Consider the following 11859-nt stretch of genomic DNA (forward strand, 5'->3'; position numbering starts at 1 on the left):
ACTCTTCTGCTACGGCGCGACACCAGTAAGGCCGGCGCCTCGAGGCAGCCGGCCTCTTTCTCGGTATCTGGTCAAGTGTCAAAAGGCAAAAGCTTTGGACGTAAGCGGCGACGATGTCGCGTCAGGTCCGAAATCCGCCTCGCCCGAAATCTGAAGGAGCTCCTGCAGGCGCTGGCGAGCGCGGTTTACGCGGCTCTTGATCGTGCCGACGGCACATCCGCAGATTTCCGCGGCTTCTTCGTAGGAGAACCCCGACGCACCGACCAGAATGATCGCTTCACGCTGATCCGGGGGCAACTGATCGAGCGCTTTCTTAAAATCCTGAAGATCGAGTGCCCCGTACTGCGCCGGGTGCATCGCCATCGACTCAGTGAACAAACCATCGCTATCTTGAATCTCGCGTCCGCTCTTGCGCATCTGGCTGTAAAGCTCATTGCGCAGGATCGTGAAGAGCCAGGCCTTCATGTTGGTGCCCATCTCGAAATGGTCCTGCTTTGCCCAGGCCTTCATGATGGTGTCCTGAACCAGATCATCCGCCCTATCGTGACGTCCAATCAGCGAAATGGCAAAGGCTCGAAGACTCGGGAGCGACGCAAGGAGCTCGCGCTTGAAGCTTGGCTGCTGCTTTTCCATGGAGCCACCTTACTTCGCGGCCTTGGCCGAAGCGACCAGCTCAGCCTGGTCAAGCTTCTCGAGCAAATCGAGAAAGCGCTCCGGAATTGCCTCGTCCTGCACGGCAGCATAAAGCGATCGCAACTTCACCCCGATCTGGCTGTTCGGGTCGAGGATATCGCTTGCGCGCATTTCCAGCCGCTGCCGATCTTTTTCATTCTTCCGTGTCGTCATCAATCGTCACTTTACTTGTTATCCGCACGTTCTGCCACGCCGCCATGATTAAGTTCGTCTTAACTACATCAGCCGCTTGGGCCGGCTGATTGGCGAATATCCCGTCGCGTGTCATGAAACAAATGCGATGAGCCCTCTGTTTGTAGGCACGATAATGCTGCTGAGAAAAAAAAGTTCCTATATCTCAGGAACATTTTTACAGTCCGTCGCGTTTTAATCGCCATTGAGGCCCCTTACCGGCCTGTTGGGAGCTATAAATGACACTTTCGACTCGAATTGCGCCGCACCTTCCTTATCTGCGTCGTTATTCCCGCGCGCTTACTGGAACGCAGACGTCAGGCGACGCGTACGTAGCCGCCGTACTTGAGGCGATCATTACCGATATATCCATTTTCCCGGATACCGCGGATGACCGCGTTGCATTGTACAAACTTTTCACCTCGCTGTTTGGTTCCGTAACGGTCCAGATTCCTGAACCTGCCTCGCCTTACGCGTGGGAGCAGCGCGCAACGCTGAACCTCGCCAAGGTTTCGCCGCTCGCCCGCCAGGCCTTTATCCTCGCCTCCGTCGAGAACTTTCGGGTTGGAGAAATTGCGGAGATTCTGGGCGTGGAAGAAGACGAAGTCGTCAGCCTGCTCGACAACGCATCGCGCGAGATCTCTCGACAGGTTGCCACTGATGTCATGATCATCGAGGACGAGCCGCTGATCGCGATGGACATCGAACAAATGGTGGAAAGCCTCGGCCACCGTGTTACCGGCATCGCCCGCACGCATGCCGAAGCGGTTGCGCTTTATAACAGAACACGGCCGGGCATGGTTCTGGCAGATATCCAGCTTGCCGACGGCAGCTCCGGCATCGATGCGGTCAACGACATTCTCAAGACCGCGAGCGTGCCAGTGATCTTTATCACCGCCTTTCCGGAGCGACTGCTGACGGGCGAACGGCCGGAGCCGACGTTCCTGGTCACAAAGCCGTTCAATCCGGACATGGTCAAAGCATTGATCAGTCAGGCACTTTTCTTCAACCAATCCACCAAGGCCGCCGCCTGAGGAAATGGCGACTCGAGGAACAAAGAGAACGGAAACGCGTTTTCGGAGAATCTGGAACGCTTTTCCGGCCTTAAAGTTTTTTTTTAGCGCTTTCTTCTAGGATAAGTTTCCCGATCAATGGGCACCCTCCTCCGCCGTGAGGAAGGATCAAAATGGGAAAGGCGACTAGGTGAACAGGAATGAACCGGTGCCCGGCATGCCCTTCGCGCTGGAAGGCAGAGTGCTTCTACTGCAACGCTCGCTCGCAAGTGCCGGGATTTCAGTGATCTACCAAGATCCTGGCCTGTCGATCACCTATGCCGATAACCTTCCTCCATATTTTCAGCCGCTTGCAATACCGGGCGGAACTGACGCCGATCTCTTCGGCGAGACACATGGGCGCAATCTGGAGAAGCTCAAGCAGCAGGTATTCGAAACCGGGAAGCAGACGACAACCGAGGCCGACATTTCGATCGACGGGGAAATGCGCACGTACGAACTGAAGATTCAGCGCGTTGGCACGGATCACGCCATGGGCATCCTTACCGTCATATCCGAGGTGACGGAGGCGCGGCATCGCGAAAAAGTGCTGAAGTCCCTTCTTCGCGAGCTATCGCACCGCTCGAAGAACCTCCTGGCCATTATTCAGGGCATCGCCACACAAACGGCCCGCAACACCATATCGCTGGATAGCTTCCTGGCGAAATTCCGCGGGCGATTGCAATCACTGTCGAATTCGCAGGACTTGATTACCGACTCCAGTTGGCGCGGCGCCTTCCTGTTCGAACTCGCTGAAAAGCAGTTCGCCCCCTATTGGCCTGAGACCGCAGGGCCGCTGCCGATCTCCGGGATAAACGTCCACCTGACACCCAATGCCGCCGTGCATGTCGGCCTGGCACTGCACGAATTGATCGTCAATTCGGCCTCCTATGGAGCGATCGCCGGCAGCAAACCTGCTGTCACCTTGAGCTGCCAGGAAGTCGCCTCCGCCGGGCGAAAGGCAATCGAGGTTTCATGGGCGGAGACGCTGTGCGATCCGACAGAGATTCATGAATTCAGCGAAAACAGCTTCGGTAAGACGGTGCTCGAGCGGGTCGTCCCCTCCTCCGTAAACGGCAAGGCCGAACTCACGCTGGTACCAGGCCGGATCGAATATCATCTGGTCATTCCCGACGCCGAGTTCGAGATTCTCCGGCGTCCTCCTCGGCAGGCAGCCATGCACTAAACGAGGAACAGCCAGTGCGAGGGCGGCGCACCGGCTGTTCTTTCACTCACCGGGAGGGGACCGTGAGTACGTCCGAACGATGGGTTGGGGGCGCGCATGTTGGGTCGATGCGGTCATCGTTCGGATACCGCAGTAACGGGCAAGTATCCGAATGGTTCCCCGAACGGACGAGAAAAAGTTGATTTTTTCATTTTTTTATTTGCAGGACACGATCGAGGACGGACGGCACTCCAAAGTGGGGAAAATAGCCATATAAAAACAATAGGATAACAAGTATGCGAAGCAATAATTTTACCGTTTGATAAATTTTTGAACCTGAGTTACGCTTTCCCTCACTGGCCGTTTACCAATAATGAGGGAACTTCAATGGAACGACTGGGAACTGGGATTCGTGCAGGCCGGCTTTCGCCCGCCGAGTACGAGTCGAACTTCTCCGATCTTCATCCGCGCCTCGACAAGCACGAGGCGCTGGTCGCCGCCGACCGCTGTTATTTCTGCTACGACGCGCCGTGCATGACGGCCTGTCCCACTTCCATCGACATTCCGCTCTTCATCCGGCAGATCGCCACCGGCAACCCGCTCGGATCAGCCAAGACGATCTTCGACCAGAACATTCTGGGCGGCATGTGCGCTCGCGTCTGCCCCACCGAAGAGTTGTGCGAGCAGGCCTGCGTGCGCAACACAGCGGAAGAGCGTCCCGTCGAAATCGGCCGCCTGCAGCGCTTTGCCACCGACACGGCCATGCAGGCGGACAAGCAATTTTACAGCCGTGCTCCCTCGAGCGGAAAGAAGATTGCCGTCATCGGCGCGGGCCCCGCCGGCCTTGCTGCTGCCCATCGCCTTGCCGTGAAGGGCCATGATGTCGTGATCTACGACGCCAGGCCGAAATCCGGCGGCCTCAACGAATATGGCATCGCCACCTACAAGACGGTCGACGACTTCGCGCAACGGGAAGTGGACTACGTTCTGGCGATCGGCGGCATCGACGTCCGCCACGACCAGCAGCTCGGCCGCGATTTCTCTCTCGCCGATCTGCAATCGCAGTATGACGCCGTTTTCCTCGGCATCGGCCTTGCCGGCGTCAATGCGTTGCGTGTCGATGGTGAAAACCTGCCAGGCGTCGATGACGCCGTCGATTTCATCGCCGGCCTGCGCCAGGCCGCAGACAAGGGTGACGTTGCGATCGGCCGCCGCGTCGTCGTTCTCGGCGGCGGCATGACGGCAATCGATGCCGCCGTGCAGGCAAAGCTCCTCGGCGCCGAGGAAGTGACGATCTGTTATCGCCGCGGCAAGGAGCACATGAACGCCTCGGAATTCGAACAGGATCTCGCTACCTCCAAGGGCGTCATCATCCGCCACTGGCTGGCGCCAAAATCCATTCTCGCACAGGATGGCAAGGTTGCCGCGATCGAGGTGGAATACACCAAGCTGATCGATGGCCGCTTGTCGACAACGGGCGAGACCGGCGTCATTGCCGCTGATCAGATCTTCAAGGCGATCGGCCAGACCTTCGACGCTTCCGGCCTCGGCGCGCTGCGCATGGAGTCCGGGCGCATCGCCATCGACGCGGAAGGCAAGACCTCACTGGATGGCGTGTGGGCAGGCGGCGATTGCGTCTTCGGCGGTGACGACCTGACCGTCTCGGCCGTCGCGCAAGGCCGCGATGCCGCTGAATCCATCAACCGCGTGCTTGCTGTCGGCGCGCAGCCGGCCGTTGCCGTCGCTTGAAGGGGAGAATGAACAATGGCTGATCTCCGCAATAATTTCGTCGGCATCAAGTCGCCCAACCCGTTCTGGCTGGCCTCCGCACCGCCGACCGACAAGGCTTACAATGTCGAGCGCGCCTTCAAGGCCGGCTGGGGCGGCGTCGTCTGGAAGACCCTCGGCGAGGAAGGCCCGCCTGTTGTCAACGTCAACGGCCCGCGCTACGGCGCGATCTGGGGCGCCGACCGCCGGCTGCTGGGCTTGAACAACATCGAGCTCATCACCGATCGCGACCTCTACACCAACCTGCGCGAAATGAAGCAGGTGAAGATGAACTGGCCGGACCGCGCACTGATCGCTTCGATCATGGTTCCCTGCGAGGAAAATGCCTGGAAGGCGATTCTGCCGCTGGTCGAGGAAACCGGCGCCGACGGCATCGAGCTCAACTTCGGCTGTCCGCACGGCATGTCGGAACGCGGCATGGGCTCCGCGGTCGGACAGGTGCCGGAATATATCGAAATGGTGGTGCGCTGGTGCAAGCAATACACGCGTATGCCCGTCATCACCAAGCTGACGCCCAACATCACCGATATCCGCAAGCCTGCGCGGGCTGCCAAGGCCGGCGGCACCGATGCGGTATCGCTGATCAACACGATCAACTCGATCACCGCGGTCAACCTCGACACCTTCTCTCCGGAGCCGTCCATTGACGGACGCGGCAGCCACGGCGGCTATTGCGGCCCGGCGGTGAAGCCGATCGCGCTCAACATGGTCGCCGAGATCGCCCGCGATCCGGAGACCTACGGCTTGCCGATCTCGGGCATCGGCGGCGTCACCACATGGCGCGACGCAGCGGAATTCCTCGTGCTTGGCGCTGGCAACGTGCAAGTCTGCACGGCGGCGATGACCTACGGCTTCAAGATCGTGCAGGAGATGATCACAGGCCTCTCCGACTGGATGGACGCCAAGGGTCACCGGAACCTCGACGATATCACCGGTCGCGCCGTTCCCAACGTCTCCGACTGGCAGTATCTCAACCTCAACTACATCGCCAAGGCGAAGATCGACCAAGACGCCTGCATCAAGTGCGGCCGCTGTCACATCGCCTGCGAGGACACCTCACATCAGGCGATCACCCAGTTCGTCAATGGCGTCAGGCACTTCGAGGTGATGGAAGAGGAATGCGTCGGCTGCAATCTCTGCGTCAACGTCTGTCCGGTCGAGAACTGCATCACCATGGAACAGTTGCCAGTCGGCGATCTCGACAAACGCACTGGCAAGATCGTCGATCCGAACTATGCGAACTGGACGACCCATCCGAACAACCCGATGGCTCGCCAGGCAGCAGAGTAGGTTAAAGACGAACGCCGCGGAAATATCTCCGCGGCGTTTTGCTTGCTGAATCCCTCTCCTATTGCGCTGTCAGAGAAGCGTGGGGAGCCAGAAAGACCAATTTCCCACCTCAACTGCCAGCCGCAAATGTCTTCCGATATGCTCCGGGGCTCGTCCCCAGCCGCTTGCGGAAGTGATGCCGCATCGTTGCCAGCGTTCCGAACCCACTGGCAACGGCAACGTCATCGAGGGTTGCACCAATCTGTCGCTCGAGAAGCTCGCGCGCATAGCGGAGCCGCTCCTTGAGCAACCATTCACCGACGCTGAGCCCGGTCGTGCTTTCGAACCGGCGCTGAAAGGTCCGCTGGCTCATCCCGGCCTTCGCGGCAAGCAGGCTGATCGGCTGCTCCTCATCCAGCTGCTGCCGCATCCAGTCGATCAGCGGGCCGAGCCTGATGCCCTCGCGCTGTTGCGGTACTGGCGCCTGGATGAACTGTGCCTGCCCGCCTTCGCGATGTGGCGGCAGCACCAGGCGCCGTGCCACGCTGTTGGCAGCCTCCGCACCGAAATCACCACGAACCACATGCAGACAGAGATCAATACCGGCGGCGCTGCCGGCCGCCGTCAGGATACTGCCATCGTCGATGTAAAGCACATCGGCATCGAAGCTGATGTCGGGATAGCGTTCCGAGACGGAAGCGACGTATCGCCAATGCGTGGTTGCTCGCCGATGGCGAAGCAACCCGGTGGCGGCAAGCACCGCAACACCTGAGCAGAGGGACATGATCCGCGCACCACGCTGATGGGCTAAGCACAAAGCATCAATGACCACTTCCGGAACCTCTGCATCGATCGCGCGCCAGCCAGGCACGACGATCAGGTCCGCCTCCTCAAGCACCTCCAACCCATGATCGACGGAAACCGTCAACCCGCCTGCCGCACGAAGCGGACCGGGCTCTATCCCGCAGACCGAATAGCGATACCAGCCCTCGCCCATTTCCGGACGCGACAGACCAAAGACCTCGTAGGCAATTCCAAATTCGAAGGTGCACAGCCCGTCATAGGCTAGCACCGCAACATGGGGTCCCTTCAGCGCATTTGGCATGATCTTTACGCTAACCGTCATTCTGGCCAATTTCGCCAAGACATAACATCAGCAATGGTCGGCGACAACTCGAACCGAAAGGACATGCCATGCCGAGCTTCGTCACCGAAACCCCTGCCGCCTCTCCGGAAGCCACCGCCGCCTACTATGCCCGCAAGCTCGCTTTCGAGACCGACTGCTGGGATGTTCACGCATCGCTCGCCGCCGGCCACCGCGACTTCGTGCTGCTGGATGTCCGTTCCCCGACGCTTTATGCCGCCTCTCACGTTCCGTCCGCCATCAACCTGCCGCACGGGAAGATGACGGCCCACCGCATGTCGGAGTGGCCCGCAGATACCATCTTCGTCGTCTACTGCGCCGGCCCTCATTGCAACGGCACCGACAAGGCAGCCCTGCGCCTTGCCCGGCTCGGGCTTCAGGTGAAGGTCATGATTGGCGGAATGACGGGTTGGGCCGACGAAGGCTTTGCCTTCGATGGCGGCTCGGAAACCGCTGCAGCCTAACGTCGCATGTGCTGTGGGCCAGAACTGCAGCCCATGCGCGCGAGATTGAATTTTCTTTCATCGATGCGATAGTCGGGAGGCGCAAAGGGTAGCCTCCTGCATGACACGTCACATTATTGCGATCGGCCAGTTGCCTCCGCCGTTCAACGGCTTCTCGCTCGCGACCAGGAGCATGATCGCGCTTCTCGAGGAAGGAAACAGCGTCACCAACCACGACGTCTCCCCGCCATTCGGCAAACTGTCGTTGCTCAAGCATCCAATCAGGCTCAACCGTGTCCTCGGCGCCTGCCGCCGGCTCGTCCGCGATCGCAAGCATGACAACCGGATTTGCTATCTTGCCTGTGAAGGCGGCCCTGGTTTGGTCTACACGGCGCTGATCGTGCTGGTCGCGAGACTGTTGGCCTACCCAATCTATCTGCATCATCACAGTTTCAGCTATATCGATAGGGCGAGCTTACTGATGCGATGTGTCCTAGCTTTCGGCGATAGCCGATTGCGGCACATCTTTTCGTGCGATGTCATGCGAGACCGCTTCACCGACACCTACCAGCGTCGCATGCGCAGTAGCATCGTCTCCAATGCTGCTTACGTGGTACCAACGGAGCAGAACGACGCACCGCGATACGCCACGACTCTTGTGATCGGAATGCTGAGCCATCTCGGTACCGAGAAAGGTCTCGACACCTTCCTTGATCTCGCAAGGCAAGCGCGGCATGAAGGCTTGTCGATCAGGGCGATCCTCGCGGGTCCGGCCGGCACTGGCGAGCGCGCGGCGATTGACGCCGCCGTCATGGAATTGGGCGATATGCTGGATTACCGGGGTGCGTTGTATGACGACGCGAAAGCCGCCTTCTATCGCGAGATCGACGTGCTCGTCCTCCCCACAACGTACGGCAACGAGGCGCAGCCGCTGGTGATTTTCGAGGCGAAGGCGGCCGGAAACGCGGTGATTTCCACCGACCGCGGCTGTATCAGGAAGCAACTGGACGAAAGCGATTTGCTTGCCCCCGCCGACGACGAGTTCGTGCCGACGGCACTGGCATGGCTGTCCGCCGTGGCGCCGGGACCGGCATTGGACGCAAGACGCAAGGTCATCCGCCAAGCCTATCGCACCCGCCATGCGAAGGCACGTGCGGCAATCGACACGCTCTTCGATTTAGAGGAATGACGCACCATGCCGGACGCTAGCGCGCCCATGACATCATGACGCGTTTGGCATGGACTTGACCTTCAGCCCGTCGATGAACAGCTGCTCGAGAAAGCGAGCCGCATCCTCGAAGCGACCGGCGCCTGCATGCTCCTGCCCGAGCACAGCCCTTACCTGAACGTCGAAGTCGGCATAGTGCTGCGTCGTCGACCAGATCGAAAAGATCAGATGATAGGGGTCGCACTTGGCGATCTTCCCCGCCTTTGCCCAGGCGCGGATGACCTCGGCCTTTTCGTCCACGAGTTCCTTCAGCGGCCCTTTCAGCTCATCTTCGACATGCGGTGCGCCCTGCAGCATTTCGTTGGCGAAAAGCCGGCTCTCACGCGGGAAGTCGCGGGCCATTTCGAGCTTGCGGCGGATATAGCTGCGAATCTCGCTTTCGGGATTGCCCTCGGCGTCGAAGGCTCTCAGCGGCTCCAGCCATGTATCAAGCACGCGGTCGATCAGCGCCCGATGCATCGCTTCCTTGGTACGGAAATAATAGAGCAGGTTCGGCTTCGACATGCCGGCGACTTCGGCGATCTGGTCGATGGTGGAACCGCGAAAGCCGCTGACCGAAAACACATCGAGCGCGGCTTCAAGAATCTGCTCTTCCTTCTCCTCCTGGATGCGTGTGCGCCGCTGGGTCTTGGCTGCTCTCGGGATTGCCATGTCGACCTTGTTTCCCCTTCAAATTCAACCGTTTCACTCAAGATTGGACAGGCAGGGCACCTTGCCGCAAAATTGAGCAGATGCCGGTAATTTTGTCTGTATTTTTCCTGATTTTCGTCTTGAGCCCAGCGCCGGAAGTTGTAATGTTTACCAATCGGTCAAATTATCGATCAGATGCAAAACAAAGGCAACTGGCGATTTTCCGGCGCTAACAAAACAAACAAGCGCGCCGAGAAACTGACCACGGGAACAAGCGGGCATGCCCATTGCATGACCGCAGAAAACAGGTGAGGACTTTAGACATGGTGGCAGCACCAGGCGAGAACATGCGCGTCAACGGGGATCGTCTTTGGGACAGCCTCATGGACATGGCAAAGATCGGCCCAGGCATTGCTGGCGGCAACAATCGCCAGACGTTGACGGATTCCGATGCCGAAGGACGCATCCTCTTCAGGACATGGTGCGAAGGCGCTGGCCTGACGCTCGGGGTCGACAAGATGGGCACGATGTTCGCGACCCGCCCCGGCACCGATCCGGACGCTCTGCCGGTCTATGTCGGCTCGCACCTCGACACCCAGCCGACCGGCGGCAAGTATGACGGCGTGCTCGGCGTGCTCAGCGCACTGGAAGTCGTCCGCACTATGAACGACCTTGGCATCAAGACCAAGCACGCGATCGTCGTTACCAACTGGACAAACGAGGAAGGCGCCCGCTTTGCCCCGGCCATGCTGGCCTCTGGTGTTTTCGCCGGCGTCCATACGCTGGAATATGCCTATGATCGCAAGGATCCCGAAGGCAAGAGCTTCGGCGACGAGCTGAAGCGCATCGGCTGGGTCGGCGACGAAGAGGTCGGCGCGCGCAAGATGCACGCCTATTTCGAATACCACATCGAGCAGGGTCCAATCCTCGAGGTCGAGAACAAGCAGATCGGCGTGGTCACGCACTGTCAGGGTCTTTGGTGGCTTGAATTCACGCTGACCGGCAGGGAAGCCCATACCGGCTCGACCCCGATGAACATGCGCGTGAACGCCGGGCTGGCGATGTCACGCATCATCGAAATGGTGCAGACCGTGGCGATGGAGAACCAGCCGGGCGCCGTGGGCGGCGTCGGCCAGGTCTTCTTCACCCCGAACTCCCGCAACGTCCTGCCGGGCAAGGTCGTCTTTACCGTCGACATCCGCTCGCCGGATCAGGCAAAACTCGACGGCATGCGTGCCAGGATCGAAGCGGAAGCGCCAAAGATTTGCGAAGCACTCGGCGTCGGCTGCACGATCGAGGCGATCGGCCACTTCGCGCCAGTGACTTTCGATCCGACGCTTGTTTCCCGCGTGCGCGGCGCAGCCGAACGGCTCGGCTACAGCCACATGAACCTGATCTCGGGCGCTGGCCACGACGCCTGCTGGGCAGCAAAGGTCGCCCCGACCACGATGGTCATGTGCCCCTGCGTCGGAGGTCTCTCGCACAACGAGGCGGAGGACATCTCCAAGGAATGGGCAACAGCAGGCGCTGACGTCCTCTTCCACGCCGTCGTCGAGACAGCGGAGATCGTGGCGTGACTGCCAGTCGGCAATGGACGACATTCTTCATGAAGACCCGCGGCTGACATAGGAAAAGCACTCATGGATCTGACAACTATCCTTGCCTTCGTCGCAGTGACAACCTTGCTCGTTATCTCCCCGGGCCCAAACGGTGTTCTGATCGCCAAGACCGTACCCACCTCGGGTCGATTGGCGGGCTTTGCCAATGTCGCCGGCTTCGTCTCCGCCTTTTACCTGCATGGGGCGTTTGTCGTCTTCGGCGTCTCGGTCATTCTCGCGCGCTCGGCCGAGCTGTTCTTTGCAGTCAAGATGCTTGGCGCCGCCTATCTGTGCTGGGTTGGCGTCAAGGCGCTGGCGCAGGCCTGGCGCAATCCGCTTTCATCGCAGCCGATCGCCGCCCCTTCAAAACGCCGACGGACCCTGTTGGCGGCTTATATCGAGGGCTTTCTGACCAATGCACTCAATCCCAAGGTTGCGATGTTCTATCTCGCGGCCTTCCCGCAGTTCGTGCCGATGGAAAAAGCGACCGCCGCCAATATCTTCCTTTTGGTATTCATTCATTCGATGATCAACCTGGTCTGGTTTAGCGCCATGGTCGTCGTGTTTTCGCGCCTTGCTACGCTGACGCGTGGAGGCAGAGTGCAACGCTGGATCAAGGCGGCAACAGGCGTCGTCTTCGTCGGCTTCGGTCTAAAACTCGCAACCATGCGCGCCTGA

General features: G+C 59.6%; 12 protein-coding genes. 8 read left to right on the plus strand and 4 right to left on the minus strand.

Features of this window, described 5'->3' with window-relative positions; translation table 11 throughout:
- Positions 1-78 precede the first annotated feature (78 nt).
- Both FHX09_RS24535 and FHX09_RS24540 read right to left on the minus strand, forming a co-directional pair.
- Complete coding sequence (locus FHX09_RS24535) at positions 79-633, minus strand: RNA polymerase sigma factor (protein WP_007533712.1); 555 nt, start codon at positions 631-633, stop codon at positions 79-81.
- A gap of 9 nt (positions 634-642) precedes the next feature.
- A complete protein-coding gene (locus tag FHX09_RS24540; protein ID WP_224566993.1) occupies positions 643-804 on the minus strand; it encodes a NepR family anti-sigma factor in 162 nt (53 codons plus the stop codon).
- 299 nt (positions 805-1103) lie between these two features.
- Between FHX09_RS24540 and FHX09_RS24545 the strand changes: the two genes are divergently transcribed.
- The 4 genes from FHX09_RS24545 to preA all read left to right on the plus strand — a co-directional run bounded on the left by FHX09_RS24545 (position 1104) and on the right by preA (position 6159).
- Positions 1104-1898: a response regulator gene (locus FHX09_RS24545; RefSeq protein WP_007790220.1), complete on the plus strand. Its 795-nt coding sequence runs from the start codon at positions 1104-1106 to the stop codon at positions 1896-1898.
- 196 nt (positions 1899-2094) lie between these two features.
- Positions 2095-3102 (plus strand): sensor histidine kinase, encoded by a 1008-nt coding sequence (locus tag FHX09_RS24550; protein ID WP_132593518.1) that lies wholly within the window; start codon positions 2095-2097, stop codon positions 3100-3102.
- A 366-nt stretch (positions 3103-3468) separates the two neighbouring features.
- Complete coding sequence (locus FHX09_RS24555; protein ID WP_132593485.1) at positions 3469-4830, plus strand: NAD(P)-dependent oxidoreductase; 1362 nt, start codon at positions 3469-3471, stop codon at positions 4828-4830.
- Between the two features lie 15 nt (positions 4831-4845).
- Positions 4846-6159, plus strand: a complete 1314-nt coding sequence (gene preA, locus FHX09_RS24560) for an NAD-dependent dihydropyrimidine dehydrogenase subunit PreA (protein WP_007790225.1) — start codon at positions 4846-4848, stop codon at positions 6157-6159.
- Positions 6160-6268: 109 nt separating this feature from the next.
- Here the strand turns inward: preA and ftrA are convergent, their stop codons facing one another.
- The gene (gene ftrA, locus FHX09_RS24565) at positions 6269-7264 is read right to left on the minus strand and encodes a transcriptional regulator FtrA (RefSeq protein ID WP_007790227.1); all 996 of its coding nucleotides are present in this window, start codon (positions 7262-7264) and stop codon (positions 6269-6271) included.
- Between the two features lie 68 nt (positions 7265-7332).
- Between ftrA and FHX09_RS24570 the strand changes: the two genes are divergently transcribed.
- Positions 7333-7746, plus strand: coding sequence for a rhodanese-like domain-containing protein (locus tag FHX09_RS24570; protein WP_132593481.1), 414 nt, complete (start codon positions 7333-7335; stop codon positions 7744-7746).
- A gap of 100 nt (positions 7747-7846) precedes the next feature.
- Entirely contained in the window at positions 7847-8914 is a 1068-nt protein-coding gene (locus FHX09_RS24575; RefSeq protein ID WP_183722418.1) for a glycosyltransferase family 4 protein, read from the plus strand.
- 33 nt (positions 8915-8947) lie between these two features.
- Here the strand turns inward: FHX09_RS24575 and FHX09_RS24580 are convergent, their stop codons facing one another.
- The gene (locus FHX09_RS24580; protein WP_007790235.1) at positions 8948-9604 is read right to left on the minus strand and encodes a TetR family transcriptional regulator C-terminal domain-containing protein; all 657 of its coding nucleotides are present in this window, start codon (positions 9602-9604) and stop codon (positions 8948-8950) included.
- 302 nt (positions 9605-9906) lie between these two features.
- Here FHX09_RS24580 and FHX09_RS24585 point away from each other — a divergent pair, with 302 nt between their 5' ends.
- A complete protein-coding gene (locus tag FHX09_RS24585) occupies positions 9907-11160 on the plus strand; it encodes a Zn-dependent hydrolase (protein ID WP_132593477.1) in 1254 nt (417 codons plus the stop codon).
- 63 nt (positions 11161-11223) lie between these two features.
- Positions 11224-11859, plus strand: coding sequence for a LysE family translocator (locus tag FHX09_RS24590; RefSeq protein WP_007790238.1), 636 nt, complete (start codon positions 11224-11226; stop codon positions 11857-11859).

The sequence above is a fragment of the Rhizobium sp. BK538 genome (assembly GCF_014197575.1).
Classification (GTDB): domain Bacteria; phylum Pseudomonadota; class Alphaproteobacteria; order Rhizobiales; family Rhizobiaceae; genus Rhizobium.

Coding starts and splice junctions, on each gene's coding strand:
- FHX09_RS24535 (WP_007533712.1), bottom strand. CDS start 633: ATGGAAAAGCAGCAGCCAAGCTTCAAGCGCGAGCTCCTTGCGTCGCTC.
- FHX09_RS24540 (WP_224566993.1), bottom strand. CDS start 804: ATGCGCGCAAGCGATATCCTCGACCCGAACAGCCAGATCGGGGTGAAG.
- FHX09_RS24545 (WP_007790220.1), top strand. CDS start 1,104: ATGACACTTTCGACTCGAATTGCGCCGCACCTTCCTTATCTGCGTCGT.
- FHX09_RS24550 (WP_132593518.1), top strand. CDS start 2,095: ATGCCCTTCGCGCTGGAAGGCAGAGTGCTTCTACTGCAACGCTCGCTC.
- FHX09_RS24555 (WP_132593485.1), top strand. CDS start 3,469: ATGGAACGACTGGGAACTGGGATTCGTGCAGGCCGGCTTTCGCCCGCC.
- preA (WP_007790225.1), top strand. CDS start 4,846: ATGGCTGATCTCCGCAATAATTTCGTCGGCATCAAGTCGCCCAACCCG.
- ftrA (WP_007790227.1), bottom strand. CDS start 7,264: ATGACGGTTAGCGTAAAGATCATGCCAAATGCGCTGAAGGGACCCCAT.
- FHX09_RS24570 (WP_132593481.1), top strand. CDS start 7,333: ATGCCGAGCTTCGTCACCGAAACCCCTGCCGCCTCTCCGGAAGCCACC.
- FHX09_RS24575 (WP_183722418.1), top strand. CDS start 7,847: ATGACACGTCACATTATTGCGATCGGCCAGTTGCCTCCGCCGTTCAAC.
- FHX09_RS24580 (WP_007790235.1), bottom strand. CDS start 9,604: ATGGCAATCCCGAGAGCAGCCAAGACCCAGCGGCGCACACGCATCCAG.
- FHX09_RS24585 (WP_132593477.1), top strand. CDS start 9,907: ATGGTGGCAGCACCAGGCGAGAACATGCGCGTCAACGGGGATCGTCTT.
- FHX09_RS24590 (WP_007790238.1), top strand. CDS start 11,224: ATGGATCTGACAACTATCCTTGCCTTCGTCGCAGTGACAACCTTGCTC.